This is a genomic window from Amycolatopsis silviterrae (assembly GCF_042684085.1).
In the GTDB taxonomy this organism is placed as follows: domain Bacteria; phylum Actinomycetota; class Actinomycetes; order Mycobacteriales; family Pseudonocardiaceae; genus Amycolatopsis; species Amycolatopsis silviterrae.
In genome coordinates, this window is record NZ_JBHUKS010000008.1 from 120274 (window position 1) to 134715 (window position 14442).

General features: G+C 68.7%; 15 protein-coding genes. 9 read left to right on the forward strand and 6 right to left on the reverse strand.

The features are described 5' to 3' along the window. Positions 1-81 precede the first annotated feature (81 nt). Positions 82-1059 (forward strand): glycoside hydrolase family 76 protein, encoded by a 978-nt coding sequence (locus ACFSVL_RS12500; RefSeq protein ID WP_378303609.1) that lies wholly within the window; start codon positions 82-84, stop codon positions 1057-1059. A gap of 4 nt (positions 1060-1063) precedes the next feature. Here the strand turns inward: ACFSVL_RS12500 and ACFSVL_RS12505 are convergent, their stop codons facing one another. Then, a complete protein-coding gene (locus tag ACFSVL_RS12505) occupies positions 1064-1930 on the reverse strand; it encodes a LacI family DNA-binding transcriptional regulator (RefSeq protein WP_378303611.1) in 867 nt (288 codons plus the stop codon). Positions 1931-2078: 148 nt separating this feature from the next. Then, a complete protein-coding gene (locus ACFSVL_RS12510) occupies positions 2079-3098 on the reverse strand; it encodes a LacI family DNA-binding transcriptional regulator (RefSeq protein WP_378303613.1) in 1020 nt (339 codons plus the stop codon). 131 nt (positions 3099-3229) lie between these two features. Between ACFSVL_RS12510 and ACFSVL_RS12515 the strand changes: the two genes are divergently transcribed. The 8 genes from ACFSVL_RS12515 (at position 3230) to ACFSVL_RS12550 (ending at position 9406) form a co-directional block, all read left to right on the forward strand. Beyond that, on the forward strand, positions 3230-4249 hold the full coding sequence (locus ACFSVL_RS12515; protein ID WP_378303615.1) for a substrate-binding domain-containing protein: 1020 nt from the start codon (positions 3230-3232) through the stop codon (positions 4247-4249). Further along, complete coding sequence (locus ACFSVL_RS12520; protein WP_378303617.1) at positions 4246-5244, forward strand: ABC transporter permease; 999 nt, start codon at positions 4246-4248, stop codon at positions 5242-5244. Before ACFSVL_RS12515 ends, ACFSVL_RS12520 begins: the two co-directional genes overlap by 4 nt. Continuing rightward, complete coding sequence (locus tag ACFSVL_RS12525) at positions 5241-6065, forward strand: ATP-binding cassette domain-containing protein (protein WP_378303619.1); 825 nt, start codon at positions 5241-5243, stop codon at positions 6063-6065. The genes ACFSVL_RS12520 and ACFSVL_RS12525 overlap by 4 nt, the downstream gene beginning before the upstream one ends. A 7-nt stretch (positions 6066-6072) precedes the next feature. Continuing rightward, the gene (locus ACFSVL_RS12530) at positions 6073-6939 is read left to right on the forward strand and encodes a PfkB family carbohydrate kinase (RefSeq protein ID WP_378304256.1); all 867 of its coding nucleotides are present in this window, start codon (positions 6073-6075) and stop codon (positions 6937-6939) included. Continuing rightward, positions 6936-7571: a nucleoside/nucleotide kinase family protein gene (locus tag ACFSVL_RS12535; protein WP_378303621.1), complete on the forward strand. Its 636-nt coding sequence runs from the start codon at positions 6936-6938 to the stop codon at positions 7569-7571. Before ACFSVL_RS12530 ends, ACFSVL_RS12535 begins: the two co-directional genes overlap by 4 nt. Before the next feature lie 18 nt (positions 7572-7589). Continuing rightward, positions 7590-8108 carry a hypothetical protein gene (locus ACFSVL_RS12540; RefSeq protein ID WP_378303623.1) on the forward strand — a complete coding sequence of 173 codons (519 nt, stop codon included), beginning with the start codon at positions 7590-7592 and terminating at the stop codon, positions 8106-8108. Between the two features lie 12 nt (positions 8109-8120). Next, positions 8121-8864 carry an SDR family oxidoreductase gene (locus ACFSVL_RS12545; RefSeq protein ID WP_378303625.1) on the forward strand — a complete coding sequence of 248 codons (744 nt, stop codon included), beginning with the start codon at positions 8121-8123 and terminating at the stop codon, positions 8862-8864. A 131-nt stretch (positions 8865-8995) separates the two neighbouring features. Continuing rightward, positions 8996-9406, forward strand: coding sequence for a VOC family protein (locus ACFSVL_RS12550; protein WP_378303627.1), 411 nt, complete (start codon positions 8996-8998; stop codon positions 9404-9406). 4 nt (positions 9407-9410) lie between these two features. On the opposite strand, the gene ACFSVL_RS12555 is transcribed toward ACFSVL_RS12550, so the two are convergent. The 4 genes from ACFSVL_RS12555 to ACFSVL_RS12570 all read right to left on the reverse strand — a co-directional run bounded on the left by ACFSVL_RS12555 (position 9411) and on the right by ACFSVL_RS12570 (position 14220). Next, on the reverse strand, positions 9411-10088 hold the full coding sequence (locus ACFSVL_RS12555; protein ID WP_378303629.1) for a DedA family protein: 678 nt from the start codon (positions 10086-10088) through the stop codon (positions 9411-9413). Positions 10089-10253: 165 nt separating this feature from the next. Continuing rightward, complete coding sequence (locus tag ACFSVL_RS12560; protein WP_378303630.1) at positions 10254-11078, reverse strand: YceI family protein; 825 nt, start codon at positions 11076-11078, stop codon at positions 10254-10256. Then, the gene (locus tag ACFSVL_RS12565; protein WP_378303632.1) at positions 11075-13696 is read right to left on the reverse strand and encodes an MFS transporter; all 2622 of its coding nucleotides are present in this window, start codon (positions 13694-13696) and stop codon (positions 11075-11077) included. Before ACFSVL_RS12565 ends, ACFSVL_RS12560 begins: the two co-directional genes overlap by 4 nt. Next, the gene (locus ACFSVL_RS12570) at positions 13693-14220 is read right to left on the reverse strand and encodes a MarR family winged helix-turn-helix transcriptional regulator (protein ID WP_378303634.1); all 528 of its coding nucleotides are present in this window, start codon (positions 14218-14220) and stop codon (positions 13693-13695) included. The genes ACFSVL_RS12565 and ACFSVL_RS12570 overlap by 4 nt, the downstream gene beginning before the upstream one ends. Positions 14221-14442: the final 222 nt, after the last annotated feature.

The following is a 14442-nucleotide window of genomic DNA, read 5'->3' on the forward strand; positions in this document are numbered from 1 at the left end:
GTCCGTGCCGCAGCAGCCGAGCGAGCCGCGGCAGCCGCCCCTGCCGAAGCAGCCGCCCGTGCCGCGGCGGCAGAACGTGCGGTGTGCACCAGGCATCTCCGCCGCCTATGGGCGATCCCCGGCACAGCGCTCGGCCGCAGCGGCTGGCCGCCCACTGTGAGCCAGCGGTTGCACTGGCACTGGAACTACTGGTGGCAGGCCCACCTCCTCGACAGTCTGGTCGACGCGCAGCTCCGCGAACCCACCGACGAGCGTGCGCGGCTGATCAACCGCTTCATCACGACGGTGCACCGACGCAACTTCGGCTCGTGGGTCAACGACTACTACGACGACATCGCCTGGCTCGGACTCGCCCTGCAACGAGTGCGCGAGCTATCCACAGGACGCAATAAGTCCACAGTGGACGAAGCACTCGAAGCCATTGACAAGCGGCTGCACGAAGGCTGGACAGAAGACCTTGGCGGAGGAATTTGGTGGCGGCGCGGCGACTCCTTCAAGAATACCCCCGCGAACGGTCCGGCCGCCATCTTCCACGCCCGGTCGGGTGACGGCGAGCGTGCGCGGGAAATGACGCAATGGCTCACCGATACGTTGGTAGACCCCAAAACGGGGCTCGTCTGGGACGGGATCCGCGCGGACACCGGCGAAGTCGTCAAGCATATTTTCTCGTACTGCCAAGGGGTTTACCTTGGTGCCTGCCTGGAACAGAACCGCCCGGAAGATGCAGCGCGCACCATCCGGGCGGTAGAAGAACACATGTCGCCCGAAGGAATCCTGCCCGGCTCGGAAGGCGGCGACGGAGGGCTGTTCTCAGCGATCCTGGCGCGCTACTTGGCACTCGCGGCGAAAAACCTGCCAAGGCCAGAGGCGGAGACGGCGAAGAACCTCGTGCAGAAGTCGGCAGAAGCATGCTGGAACGGGTCAGCACAAGAGAAAACCGGACCACTGTTCAGCGCGGAGTGGTCGAAGCCCGCAGAGAACCCGCCGAACAAAGCGCAGCGAGACCTATCCGTCCAAATTGGAGGGTGGATGTTGCTGGAAGCAGCAGCATCCCTATAGAAACTCAGCAGCCGCACGAAGCCCGGTGCAGGAACCGAGGCGCGAGGCGGACCGACTCCGGACGACGCTCCGGCTCCCGGCAGCGAGCGAGCAACAACTGCACCGCTCGGCGGCCGATCTCCGAGATCGGTTGCGCCATGGTCGTCACGCCGGGGGAAACCGTGCGCGCCCAGTCCATGTCGCCGTAACCGACCACCGCCAGCTCCGACCCGATCCGAATCCCGCGCCGGTGCGCTTCCCACTGCACGCCGATCAGCATCGCCTCGCCAGCGACCACCAGGGCAGTCGGCGACGGCCAGCCGTCCAGGAGTTTGGCTGCGGCCCGAGCCGCGCCGCCCGCCGTGGATTGGCCGGACGCGACCAGTTCCGGGTGATAGCGCAGCCCGGCGCGGCCCAGGCCCAGGCGGTAACCCAGGGCGCGTTCTTCGCTGACGGTGGTGCCCTCGGCACCGGTGATCAGCGCGATCCGCCGGTGCCGTCGCGATGCCAGGTGTTCGACCAGCGCGGACATGGCCTGGAAGTTCTCCGACCCGACCTGGTCGACGTCGTTGCGGCCGGCGACCCGGTCGACCAGCACGGTGGGCACGCCAGTGCGCACGAGCCCATTGACCACGGCCTCGTCACCGGGGGCGGGCACCAGCAGTACGCCGTCGACCCGGTCCGCCTGCAGCGCGCGCAGCACTTCGGCTTCCTCGCGCGCCGAATCGCTGGTGTCGGCCAGCAGCAGGTCGCAACCCGCCCGCGCGGCAGCGCCGCGGATCGCACGCAGCAGCTGGTCGTGGTACGGGCTGGCGTGCCTCCCCAATGCCACCCCGAACCGATGGGTGACCGGCAGGTCCCAGTGGGAGACCTCCGGCGCCAGAACGGTCATTTCTCATGGCCCTCGTCGTCGGTACCTACCCAACAGTAGCCACTGTCGGGCCGCCGACGAGAGGGTCCGAGACGATCGGGTCCCGAGAATCACTGAGGTGAGTGAACGAAGCACCTGCTTGGTTACACCGGGCAGTCAAGACCGGGGCCTACGCGCACCCGCAGGAAGCCCGGTGCCGCAGGGTCGGGGGCAACCGGACAGTCTCGGCGGGACGGCCGGGATCCGCCAGTCGAGCCAGCAGCAACTGCACCGCCCGCTTGCCGATTTCGTCGATCGGCTGGGCCATGGTCGTGAGCGGCGGGTCCACGAGATCGGCCCACTCGACGTCGTCGTACACCACCACCGGCAGGTCCTGGCCGATCCGCAGGCCCCGTCGCCGCGCCTCGTGGAGGACGCCCACCATCATGCTGTCGTTGGCCACCACCAAGGCCGAAGGCGGTTCCGGCAGCGCCAGCAGCGTGCTCAGCGCCAGCCCGCCGCCGTCGCGGGAGGACTGTCCGCACGCGACCAGGTCGGGCGACCAGGTCAGCCCGGACCGGCCGAGGCCGAGGCGGTAGCCGAGGACGCGTTCGTCGCTCGTCGTCAGGCCGGGAGCGCCGGAGATCATCCCGATCCGGCGGTGGCCGAGCGACGCCAGATGCGCGGTCAGCGCCGAGGTCGCCTGGATGTTCTCCGCGCCGACCTGGTCGATGTCGGTCCGGGTGGTGAGCCGGTCCATGAGCACGGTCGGCACGTCCAGCGACACCAGTTCGCCGAGCACCGACCCGTCGCCGGGCGCGGGCGTGATCAGCAGGCCGTCGACCCGTCGCGACCGCAGCGCGCGCACCACGTCCCGTTCGGTGCCCGCGGTGTCGTGCGTGTCCGCCAGCAGCACGGTGTATCCGTTTGCCGACGCCTCTCGCTCGATCGCGTGCATCAGCGCCGCGAAGTACGGGTTCGCGACCAGCGAGATCGCCATCCCGATGGACCGCGTACCCCCGGTGACCAGCGAACGCGCGATCGCGTCGCCGGTGTACCCGGTGGTTTCGATCGCGCGCAGGACCGCGGCTTTCGTCTCCTCGGCCACCGCCCGCGTGCCGTTCACGACGTGTGAGACCGTCGTGATCGACACGCCCGCCATTTCGGCGATGTCGCGCTGGGTCGGGCGGGCGGAGCGGGATCGCGGCATGTCTGTCCTTCATCAAGAGAGCTAAACCAGGAGCGTCGGCAAGCGTTTGCGCAAACGCTTGCGTCAACCCCCGAGTCTGTCTACCTTCCCGTCCATCGGCAAGCTCGCACCTCGATTCGGAGGGCATCCCCATGAGACACCGGAGTCTCACCGCACTCGCTCTGGCGGCCGCTGTCGCGGTCTCCACCGCCGGGTGCACCGTCGAACGCCACTGGGGCGGCAGCTCCAAAACCGGCGGTAGCGGCAAGGCCAAGGTCGGCCTCGTCACGAAGACCGACACCAACCCGTACTTCGTCGAACTGCGCAACGCCGCGTCCGCCGCGGCGAAGGCCAACGGCGCCGACTTCCATGCGCTCGCGGGCCAGTTCGACGGCGACAACGACGGTCAGGTGCGGGCCATCGAGAACCTGATGCAGCAGGGCGTCAACACCATCCTGATCACGCCAAGCTCCTCCACCGGCGTGCTCAAGGCCATCAAGGACGCTCGCGACGCCGGCATCCTGGTGATCGCCCTCGACACCGCGACCGAACCGCCGGACGCGGTCGACGCCACCTTCGCCACCGACAACTTCGCGGCCGGCGAGCAGCAGGGCGCGTACGTCAAGGCGGCGCTGAAGGGCGCGGACCCCAAGATCCTGATGGTCGACGGCACCGCGGGCAGTTCGGTCGACACCCAGCGGCACGGCGGGTTCCTCAAGGGCATCGGGCTGAAGGACGGCGCGCCGCAGATCAAGGGGCACGCCAACGCCAACGGCGACCAGAGCCTCGCCCAGCAGGGCATGGAGAACCTGCTCCAGCGCACCACCGACCTCAACGCGGTCTACACGATGAACGAGCCGATGGGCCGCGGCGCGTACGCGGCGCTCAAGGCGCGCGGGCTCAACAGCCAGCTCACTGTCGGCTCGATCGACGGCGGCTGCGAGGGCGTGCAGAACGTCAAGAATGGCCAGTTCGCCGTCACCGTGATGCAGTTCCCGCGGAAGATGGCCGAACAGGGCGTGCTCGCGGCGGTCGAGTACGCGAAGACCGGGAAGAAGCCGAGCGGGTTCGTGAACACCGGCTCGACCGCGATCACCGACCACCCGATGCCGGGGGTGCCGAGCAAGGACACCGCCTGGGGTCTGCAGAACTGCTGGGGAGGCGGGAAATGACGACCGCGACGGCAAAGACGGTCAACAACCGCGAGCGCGAGACGCTCGGCGAGTTCTTCCTGCGCGCCCCCGCGGTCGGCCCGGCGCTGGCGCTGGTCGTGGCGGTTCTGGTGTTTTCCTTTGCCACGGACACCTTTTTCGACCTGGACAATCTGTCCACAGTGGTCCAGCAGTCGCTGGTGGTCGGGACGCTCGCGCTCGGCCAGACGCTGATCATCCTGATCGCCGGCATCGACCTCTCCAACGCGTCGTCGATGGTCGTGGCGACGCTGGTGATGGCGAAACTGGCGGCGGTCACCAACGTTTTCTTCGCCCTGCTGGCCGGGGTCGTGCTGACGGTCGTCGTCGGCCTGTTCATCGGCACCCTGGCGACGCGGATCAAGCTGCCCGCCTTCATCATCACGCTCGGCACGTTCACCGGCCTGACCGCGGTGGCGAAGCTGATCGCGGGCGGCCAGGCGGTTCCGGTGTCCGACGGGCTGCTCACCTGGCTCGGCACGAAGCGGTACCTCTTCGGCGGCATCCCGATCACCTACGGCATGACGCTCGCGCTGCTCATGTTCCTCGCCGTCTGGTACGCGCTCACGAAAACCGCGTGGGGCAAGCACGTTTACGCGGTCGGCAACGCTCCGGAGTCCGCGCGGCTGTCCGGGATCAAGGTCAACCGCACCGTGCTGTCGGTCTACCTCGTCGCCGGTCTGTGCTTCGGCATCGCCGCGTGGCAGGCACTCGGCCGCACGCCGAACGCCGACCCGAACCAGTTCCAGCTCGGCAACCTCGACTCGATCACCGCCGTGGTGCTGGGCGGCACGAGCCTGTTCGGCGGCCGCGGTTCGGTGCTGGGCACGCTGTTCGGTGCGCTGGTCGTCGCGGTGCTGCGCTCGGGATTGACGCAGATGGGCGTGGACGGCAACTACCAGGACCTGGCGACCGGCGCGCTGCTGATCGCCGCGGTGGTCGTGGACCGGATCGCACGGAGGCAGCAGCAGTCATGACTTCCTCGAACGAGCAGCAGCCCACCCTTTCCGCGCGCGGCCTGGTGAAACGCTACGGCCGGGTCACCGCCATCGACGGTGCCGATTTCGACCTTTACCCCGGCGAGGTGCTCGCCGTGGTCGGCGACAACGGGGCCGGAAAGTCCAGTCTCATCAAGGCGTTGTCCGGTGCGGTGGTGCCGGACGCCGGGGAGATCAAAGTGGACGGCAAGACGGTCCACTTCAAGTCCCCGCTGGACGCCCGGCACTACGGAATCGAGACGGTGTACCAGGATCTGGCGGTCGCGCCGGCGCTGGACATCGCGTCGAACATGTTCCTCGGCCGGGAAAAGCGGTTGAAGGGACCGTTCGGCATCGGGTTGCGCAAGCTCGACAGCGCGGCCATGCGCACCGAAGCGCAGCGGATCCTCGACGACCTCGGCATCAAGGTCAAATCCATTACCCAGCTGGTGGAAACGCTGTCCGGCGGGCAGCGGCAAGGCGTCGCGGTGGCGCGCGCGGCGGCGTTCGGCACCAAAGCGGTGATCATGGACGAGCCGACGGCCGCGCTGGGCGTCGCGGAATCCGCGAAGGTGCTGGAGCTGATCGGCCGGATCCGCGACCGCGGCCTGCCGGTGGTGCTGATCAGTCACAACATGCCGCACGTCTTCGAAATCGCCGATCGGATCCACGTACACCGGCTTGGCAAGCGGGTCGCTGTGGTGACGCCGAAGACGCACAGCATGAACCAGGTCGTCGGCCTGCTCACCGGTGCGTTGAAGCTTGACGAGAACGGCGAAGTCGTCGAGGTCGCGTCCACGACGCACGCCGGGTTGACCTGACGTGCGAGTGCTGCTGGCGGGGTTGTGCACCGTCGATGTCGTACAACGGGTCGAGGAATTCCCGGAGCCGAGCGAGAAAGTGCAGTCGCTGCAGGTGGACGTCGCGGCCGGTGGGCCAGCGACGAACGCCGCGGTGACCGTCGCCGCGCTCGGTGCCGAAGCGACTCTCGTGACGGCTCTCGGTGCGCACCCGCTAGCCGCACTCGCGCGCGCTGACCTGGAAGCCTGTGGCGTCGACCTGGTCGACCTCGCACCACAACGCACGCAGGCACCGCCGGTGAGCGCCGTCGTGGTGCGAGACGGCGACGGCGAACGCACCGTCGTCTCCCGCAACGCCGCCGCCGACAAGCCGCTGGAACTGCCTGACCTCGCACCGCTTTTTGACGGTGTAGGCGCGGTTCTCGTCGACGGGCACCATCCCGAGCTGGCGCTCGCGGTCGCACGGGAAGCCCGCGACCGCGAGGTGCCGGTAATTCTCGACGCGGGCAGCTGGAAACCGGTACTGGACCAGTTGCTGCCACTGGTCCACGTGGCAGCCTGTTCAGCGCGGTTCCGTGCTCCCGCACCGGATTTGGCCGAACGCGGAGTGTCAGTGACGATCACGACGGCAGGCCCGGAACCGGTCGTCTGGAGCACTACGGAAGACTCTGGGCAGGTCCCCGTTCCGCTCGTAGAGGCGCGGGACACGCTGGGGGCCGGCGATGTGTGGCACGGTGCGCTCGCGTACGCGGTGGCGGCACGGGACAACGCGGTCCCTGACTGGATCGGCTACGCGAACGCGGTAGCCGCGGAACGGGTTCGGCACGTGGGTCCGCGTTCGTGGACCGGGCCGGTCGGGGAACTGGCGAAGAGCAGAGAAGAGGGAGTGCGATGACGGCGTTCGAGGATCTGCTGGCGCGGGCCGAGAAGCTCGCCAAACCGCGGGAACGGCACGTGCTCGGCATCATCGGCGCGCCCGCCTCCGGCAAGACCACGCTGGCCTGGGCGATCGCCAACGCACTCGGCTCGCGGGCCGCGGTCGTCGGGATGGACGGCTTCCACCTGGCCCAGGTCGAGCTGCAGCGGCTCGGCCGCACCGACCGCAAGGGCGCGCCGGACACCTTCGACGCGGCCGGCTACGTGCAGCTGATCCGCCGGCTCGCCGAGGGCCGCGAGACGGTGTACGCGCCGGACTTCCGCCGCGAGATCGAGGAGCCGATCGCCGGCGCGGTCGCGGTCGCGCCCGAGGTCCAGCTGGTCATCACCGAGGGCAACTACCTGCTGCTGCCGGACGACCCGTGGAGCGGCGTGCGGCAGTACCTCACCGAGGCCTGGTTCCTCGCCCCGGACGAACCGGAGCGGATCGAGCGGCTGGTGTCCCGGCACCGGCGCTACGGCCGTTCGCTGGTCGAGGCCCGGCAGCGCGCGCTCGGCTCGGACCAGCGCAACGCGGACCTGATCGCGAACACCCGCGACCGGGCCGACCTGGTGCTCGAGAACCTGCCGCTGACGAATTTCGCCCTCTGAGCAGGCCCTGAGCAGGTGATGTTCGAGGACCCGGCCACGACGGACCCCTACGCGGGCGCGGTCACCTGGGACCGGGCGGGCGAGGCCCGGATCGCCGTGCTGTACCCGCCCTACATCCCGCTCGTGCGCACGCACCTGAACGGGCTGCGGACGCTGGTCGACCGGCGGCTGTCCGAACCCGGCGAGCAGGTCGTGGACCAGCGGCTGGCGCTGCTGGTCGAGCGGATGCGGGAGGCCAGCGGCGAACCGCAGCTCGAACCGGAGGTGCTCGCGGAGGTCCGGACTCGGCTGGAGTGGGCGTTGTCGGTGCTGCCGGAACACGGCGGTGTCCTTGAATTGCACACCCCGATGCACCAATGGTGGTGGGGACGCGCGCTGCTCGACGTGTGCACGGCGATCACCGCGCTGCTCGGGGCGTGGCTGCAGGGCGAAGCGGTTGACGGGCAGCACTGTCCGGACGACGCGACGTGGTGGATGTGGATGGCGCAGATGCGGTGGCTCGACGCCCAGTTCGTCGAGCCGCTCAAGCCTGGCTGACAAGGAGTTCTCGTGGGGGTTTTGATCGTCACCGGTGGCAGCCGGGGCATCGGCGCGGCGATCTGCGAACTGGCCGCCACCCGCGGTTACGACGTGGTGGTGAACTACTCCGGCGACCCGGCCCCGGCCGAGGAGGTCGCCGAACGGGTGCGGGCGCTGGGGGCGCAAGCGCTTGCGCACCGTGCCGATATCTCCGACGAACAGCAGGTCAGCGGCCTTTTTTCGGCGGCGGCCGAGCTGGGCCCGCTCGTCGGCGTGGTGAACAACGCGGGCATCACCGGCAACACCCCAGGCAGGCTCGACGAGCAGCGCGTCGAGACCGTGCGCCGGGTACTGGACATCAACGTCACCGGCGTTTTCCTGTGCTGCCGCGAGGCGGTGCGCCGGCTGTCGACGCGCTACGGCGGGTCCGGCGGCGCGATCGTGAACATCTCGTCCACCGCCTCGCGGACCGGGTCGGCGGGCGAATGGGTGCACTACGCGGCGTCCAAGGCGGCGGTCAACACGCTCAGCTTCGGCCTCGCGCAGGAGGTCGCCGACGAAGGAATCCGGGTCAACGTCGTGTCGCCCGGCCTGGTCGAGACCGGGTTGCACGCCGCGGCGGGGATGCCGGACCGGCCCGAGCGGTTCAGCGCGGTGATCCCGCTCCGGCGCGCCGGCCAGCCGAACGAGATCGCCGCGGCCGTGCTGTGGCTGTTGTCCCCGGAGGCGTCCTTCACCGTGGGCGCGGTGCTCGAGGTCGGCGGCGGCCGCTGATCCTCCCGGACTGTGAGACGCCCGGAGACGGCCAGATCACGATTGACCCCGGAAGTCGGTGAACTCGTCCGTCGCGCTTGTCCCGGTGTGCCAGTCTGGAACGAGGGGTTGAAAGGACGGCCGCGAAAGTCATGCCCAAGCTCACGTCTGTGCACCATCTGGCGCTCACCGTGACCGATGTGGACCGAAGTGTTCCCTGGTACGTCCGGGTGCTCGACCTCGAGGAAAGCCATCGGCGCGAAGACCCGGAAACCGGGGTCCGCAAGGTAGTCCTGCGTTCGGCGGGAGACGGTTTCTCCGTGGTGCTGGTCCAGCATCCGGTCGCGGTGCGCCCCGCGTTCGACGAAAGACGCACTGGTCTGGACCATGTCGCGTTCTCGGTGTCGTCGCGCGCCGAGGTCGCCGAGTGGGAGGACCGCCTGCAGGAGTACGGCGTCTCCTACCTGCCCGCGACCGAATCGCAGACCTTCGAGGGCTCGGCGGTGATCGTGTTCCGCGATCCGGACGGCATCCAGCTGGAAGTCTGGTCCGACCCGGCGTGAAAACTCAGGCGTGCGCGTCGTCGGGTTCGTCGACCGGACGCCGCATTTCCTGGCGGTAGCGCAGCACGCCGTACGCGGTGCCGAACACGAAGAACGCGATGCTCACCCACAGCGCCGCGGTCTTGACCCACGGGATGGCGTCGAGCAGGCCCGCCCCGTAGTAGCCGAGCAGCACCAGCGTCGGCACCCACAGCAGCCCGCCGACGGTGGTGGCGAGCAGGAACCGCCGCGAATCCATCCGCGCGGCACCGGCGATGAGCGGGGCCAGCGTGCGGATCCACGGGATCCACCTCGCCGCGACGATCGCGAAGAATCCCTTGCGGTCCAGGAACTCCTGCGCGCGTTCGAGGTTGCGCCGGTTGAGCATCCGCCCGCCGCGCCGGGCGATCAGCTGGGTGCCCGCGCCGCGGCCGATGTAGTAGCCGATCTGGTTGCCGAACACGGCGGTGAGCAGCGCGGCCCCGGACAGCAGCCACGCGTTCAGGTCCGATCCGTGCTGCGCGAGCACCACGCCCGCGCCGAACAGCAGGGAATCGCCCGGCAGGAACAGCCCGATGATGAGCGCGCACTCGATGAGCACGAACGACAGCACGATGACCCAGACGAGCACCGGGCCGGCGGTGTCCAGCCAGCTCAGGCCGATTCCCGCGGTGTGCGCGGGCTGGGCGGCGTCGAGGTTCACGCGAAGAGCCTACGTGGCTGGGACAGGCTGCAGTACGCAACCATCAAATCCTCCGCATTCGGTGACTTTGGGTATTCCTGGGGTAACCAGACTGTTCACCCTTTTCGCCCTTAACAACGAACAGGCCGCCCGGAACAGTTCCCGGGCGGCCTGTCGCGGATTTCTCTAGAACTGCGGCAGGGACTCGCCCTGCACCGCCTCGATGTCCAGCTCCACCTTGACGGTCGTGCCGATCGCGGCCACGCCCGCTCGCACCATCGCGCTGTAGTTGATCGCGAAATCGTTGCGGTGCAATTGCGTTTCGGCGTGGAACGCGGCACGCACGCCGCCCCACGGGTCCGGGCCGTGGCCGGTGTAGCGCAGGTCGAGGGTGACGTCCCGCCGTTCGCCGTGCAGGGTGAGCACGCCGCGCAGCGCCCAGTTGTCCGTGCCGAGCTGGGACAGCCCGGTGCTTTCGAACGTGATGAGCGGATACGCGTCGACGTCGAGGAATTCGGCCGAGCGCAGGTGGTCGTCGCGCATCTTGATGCCGCTTTCGATGCTGCCCGCCTTGATCTCGGCGTGCACCGTCGAACGCTCGATCGGCCGCGCGACCTCGATCCGTCCGGCGACGTCCGGGAACCGCACCTTGATGCTCGCGATGCCCATGTGCCGCGCGGTGGCGACCACCGACGAGTGCATCGGGTCGATCGTCCACGGACCCTCCGGCGGCAGCTCGACCGCGCCGGAAACCGGCACAAGCGCGATGTCGCCGAGCAGCCCGGCCCCGTCGGAGCCGATCTGCACGGTCCTGGCCAGCGGCGTGTACCCGGGCGCGGTGATCACGGCGGTGTAGACGCCCGGGGGCAGCGGGTCAGTGACCACTGCCCCCTTCGCGTCCGTGACCTGCCGCGCGACCTGTCGTCCGTTCAAGTCGGTGACCGTGAGCACCGCGTTCTCGACCGGCCATCCGCCGTTCGAGCGCAGCTGTGCGCGCAGGCCCCCGCTCATGACCGGTCGACCAGCTCGTCGAGCGCCTGGTCGTAGCTCAGCCGCACGTCGTGCTGCGCCTCGCCGTCGTCCAGCGTCACCTGGCTCGTGGCGGGCGGGTAACCGCTGGCCACGACCGTGTAGGAGCCGATCGGCAGGTCGCTGACCACATACCGGCCCTCGCTGTCGGTGCGGGCCACCGCCGCGACGTTGCCGTTCGCGTCGAGCACGGTGATCCGCGCGTCCGGCACGATCCGGTCGCCCTCGGTGCGCGCGACGCCCTGGAGCAGCACCGCGCCGGCGAGTTCGACGTCGTGGCGCAGCACGCCGCTGTCCGGCACCGTCAGCGTGACCGCGACCGGGCGGTAGTGCGGGCCGCTCGCGACCAGCGTGTACTGCCCGGCGCCGACGCCGCTGAAGGTGTAGACGCCGTCCTCGGCGGTGATGAACGCGCCGTTGACCTCGCCGCGCGAGTCAGTCAGCGTGACCGTCGCGTTCGCCAGCGGGGTCGCGGTGCCGATCGAACGGACCACGCCGGTCAGCTCGCCGGACCCGGTGAGCGTGACGTCGAGGTTCGCCGGGTTTCCGCCGACCACCACGCTGGAGGCCTGCGGCTGGTGCCCGGGAGCGGACACGATCAGCACGTACGTTCCCGGACCCTGGGTCGGGATCGAGTAGCTGCCGTCGCCGTTGCCGGTCGCCCGTGCCACCTGACGGCCCTGCTGGTCGATCAGGGTCAGCGCGGCCGCGCTCACGTGGCTGCCGTCCTGGCGGCGCACGTGGCCGGTGACCGGGACGCCGCCGGTGGTCATGCCCAGTTCCGCGTCGGCCACCGAGTTGGTGATCGGCATCGGCCGGGCGTCAGCCACCGCCTGCGCGTCGCCGTGGCCGTTGGTCAGGGCGTGCCTGCCGCCGACACCGGCGAGCACCGGCTCCTTCGGGGTCTCCTCGAAGAGCGATCCCGTCTTCAGCTCCGCGGTGTCGTCCGCGGCCGGGACCGGAGCGGTCTCGTCCAGGTCCAGCAGCGCCTCGCCGCCTTCGACCGCGGCCGCCGCCGGGTTCATGCCCGCGAGCGGGATTTCCTTCATGAACAGCAGCACCAGCGTGGCCAGCAGCGCGACGCCGCCCGCCACCCAGAACACGGTGGTGATGGAGTCGGTGAAGCCGATCAGGATCGGCGTGCGCACCGCTTCCGGCAGCGTCTGGATGACGCTCGTGTTGCTCGACAGGTCGCCAAGGTTGGCGCCCGCGCCCGGAGGCATGTGCCCGCCGAACGCCTTGGTGATGTTGCCCGGCAGCACGTTGAACAGAATCGTCAGGAACACCGCGACCCCGGCGGTACCACCGATCTGGCGGAAGAACGTGGCCGACGCGGTCGACACGCCCATGTCCTTGCGCGGGCCCGCGTTCTGCACCGCGATGATCAGCGTCTGCATGCACTGGCCGAGGCCGAGGCCGATGATCAGCGCGGCCACCAGCGGGTGCCAGATCGGGGTGTCGTACTTGACCATGGCGAAGAAGAACGCGCCCGCGGCGATCAGGATCGTGCCGACGACCGGGAAGATCTTGTAGCGCCCGGTCTTCGAGGTGATCCGGCCGGAGATGATCGAGCTGGACATGATGCCGACCATCAGCGGCAGCATCAGCAGACCCGATTCGGTCGGCGTGTAGCCCTGCACGACCTGCAGGTACTGCGGGATCATCGTGATCGCGCCGAACATCGCCACACCGACGATCACGCCGCCGATGATGGCCACGGTGAAGGTCGAGTTCTTGAACAGCCGCAACGGGATCAGCGCGGCGTCCTTCATCAGCTTCTCGACGACGATGAACAGCACGATGCCGACGCCGCCGATGATGTACATCCAGATCGACTTCTGGTCGCCCCAGCCCCACTTCTGGCCCTGTTCGGCGACGATCAGGAACGGCACCACGGCGATGACCATGGTGAGCGCGCCCCACCAGTCGATCTTGTGGTTGTGGCGGTTGTGCGGGACGTTCAGCACCTTCGCGACGACGAACATCGCGACGATGCCGATCGGCACGTTGATCAGGAACACCCAGCGCCAGCCGTGCAGGCCGGCAAGCGTGTCGAAACCGGCGAAGAAGCCGCCGAGCACCGGGCCGAGCACGGTCGAAATGCCGAACACGGCGAGGAAGTAGCCCTGGTAGCGCGGGCGCTCCCGCGGCGGGACCACGTCGCCGATGATCGTCATGGCCAGCGACATCAGACCGCCGGCGCCGAGACCCTGCACCGCGCGGAACGCGGCCAGTTCGTACATCGAGGTCGAGGCGGTCGCGGCCGCCGAACCGACGACGAAGATCGCTATCGCGGCCAGGTAGAACGGCTTGCGGCCGTAGATGTCGGAAAGCTTGCCGTAGATCGGCGTCGCGATGGTCGACGTGATCAGGTACGCCGTGGTCGCCCACGCCTGCAGGTCGAAGCCGTGCAGGTCGTTGGCGATCCGGACGATCGAGGTGCCCACGATCGTCTGGTCGAGCGCGGCGAGGAACATGCCGCACATCAGGCCGCTGATGATCGTGACGATCTGGCGGTGAGTCAGCCGCGGACCGCTCTCGCCGTCGTCGGCGGGCGCTCCCCCTCGCGACTGAGGTTGTTTTTCAACGGTGGACGTCATGCGTTCGAGGCCCCCTTGGCCTGTCCCGCCGCCGTGATTTCGGACAGCGACGGATTGTTCTGTTCGATACCTGTGTTGAGCCGCGCGAGAAGCTTGTTGAGCGTCTCGCGCTCCTCCTGGCTCCAGTCGCCGAGTACTTCGGCCAGCCACCGGGCGCGGTGCTTGCGGTTTTCGTCGAAGACGCGGAGGCCTTCGGCGGTCGGGGCGAGCAAGCAGGCGCGGCCGTCCTCGGGGTCGGCCTGCCGTTCGACGAGTCCGTGCTGCACGAGCGAACTGGACTGCCTGCTGATCGTGGAGATCTCGGAGTGCAGGAACTCGGCCAGCTTGCTGGTGCGTTGCGGACCTTCGTGGACGAGGCAGAAGAGGATCGCGTACGCGGCCCTTTCAATCCCGTCCGGACCGTGCTTGGCGACCTGTGACTTCGCCTTGGTGATCAAGCGCATGAACCGGACCAGCTCGTGTCCGAGCTGGTCGGCAAGGTCGAGGTCGGCCTCGGGCCTGACGGCGGAGTTCTGAGGTGCCATGTGGGTCTTCCTTGGGATGGTGCAAACCATTGGTTGGCGACTGCAACTAGTTGCCTCAAGCAAGAGTGTGCCCGTACGGCGTATTTCGCAAGCGGCCGACCCATGGTTGTGTCACAAGACACTTTAGTTGCCGCATGCAAGCAGATTTCAACCGGAGGGGTATCGTCCGGTTTCTCCCGATATGGGGACGCCCCTGGTCACTGGTGGTTTTGGGCGGGAACA

Bases quoted from the DNA above. Each gene is read 5' to 3' on its own strand.
- ACFSVL_RS12540 (WP_378303623.1), top strand. From the start codon at position 7,590: ATGTTCGAGGACCCGGCCACGACGGACCCCTACGCGGGCGCGGTCACC.
- ACFSVL_RS12550 (WP_378303627.1), top strand. From the start codon at position 8,996: ATGCCCAAGCTCACGTCTGTGCACCATCTGGCGCTCACCGTGACCGAT.
- ACFSVL_RS12515 (WP_378303615.1), top strand. From the start codon at position 3,230: ATGAGACACCGGAGTCTCACCGCACTCGCTCTGGCGGCCGCTGTCGCG.
- ACFSVL_RS12525 (WP_378303619.1), top strand. From the start codon at position 5,241: ATGACTTCCTCGAACGAGCAGCAGCCCACCCTTTCCGCGCGCGGCCTG.
- ACFSVL_RS12520 (WP_378303617.1), top strand. From the start codon at position 4,246: ATGACGACCGCGACGGCAAAGACGGTCAACAACCGCGAGCGCGAGACG.
- ACFSVL_RS12570 (WP_378303634.1), bottom strand. From the start codon at position 14,220: ATGGCACCTCAGAACTCCGCCGTCAGGCCCGAGGCCGACCTCGACCTT.
- ACFSVL_RS12560 (WP_378303630.1), bottom strand. From the start codon at position 11,078: ATGAGCGGGGGCCTGCGCGCACAGCTGCGCTCGAACGGCGGATGGCCG.
- ACFSVL_RS12565 (WP_378303632.1), bottom strand. From the start codon at position 13,696: ATGACGTCCACCGTTGAAAAACAACCTCAGTCGCGAGGGGGAGCGCCC.
- ACFSVL_RS12535 (WP_378303621.1), top strand. From the start codon at position 6,936: ATGACGGCGTTCGAGGATCTGCTGGCGCGGGCCGAGAAGCTCGCCAAA.
- ACFSVL_RS12505 (WP_378303611.1), bottom strand. From the start codon at position 1,930: ATGACCGTTCTGGCGCCGGAGGTCTCCCACTGGGACCTGCCGGTCACC.
- ACFSVL_RS12510 (WP_378303613.1), bottom strand. From the start codon at position 3,098: ATGCCGCGATCCCGCTCCGCCCGCCCGACCCAGCGCGACATCGCCGAA.